1 pseudogene is annotated in these 461 nt (G+C 61.8%); it reads right to left on the minus strand.

Features of this window, described 5'->3' with window-relative positions:
• A pseudogene (locus ACNFG0_RS22865) lies at window positions 1-449 on the minus strand (RHS repeat protein); the annotation flags it as partial.
• Window positions 450-461 lie beyond the last annotated feature (12 nt).

A 461-nucleotide genomic window follows, 5' to 3' on the forward strand; every position in this document is an offset into this window, starting at 1 on the left:
GTGGCATCGCGCTCTTTGCCGGAATAGCGCACGGTCTTGAAGCGGGCCTCGACCTCATTGCGCGCAGCCCATACTGCGGTGCCGCCAAAGGGGTAATACTCTTCCTGGCTGATCAGGTTGCCGGCGCTATCGACTTCCAGCGCACTGCTGCCCAGCAGGTTGTCGTAGCTGTAGCGCACCGGGTCGTTCGGAATATCGGCAGGCTTTCCGGTTTCCCAGTGCAGGACCCGCACCTGGGCTCGGCCCGCCTCTCCCATCGTTATCATCTGCAGGTCTTGTGTGAGTTGGTCTCCATTGGCGTGGGTCCGCAGCTCCAGCCCCGGCAGATAGATCACCTGCTGGGCCTGAGTGCTGCCGGCCGTTTGCTGGCTACTGGCTTTGAGCACCCGTTGGCTACTGCTGTCATACCGGTAGCTTTCGCGGTCATCCGGACTGCCTTCACGCTTCACCGATACGACCTG

Source organism: Pseudomonas sp. NY15372, assembly GCF_048068215.1.
Taxonomy (GTDB): domain Bacteria; phylum Pseudomonadota; class Gammaproteobacteria; order Pseudomonadales; family Pseudomonadaceae; genus Aquipseudomonas; species Aquipseudomonas guariconensis_A.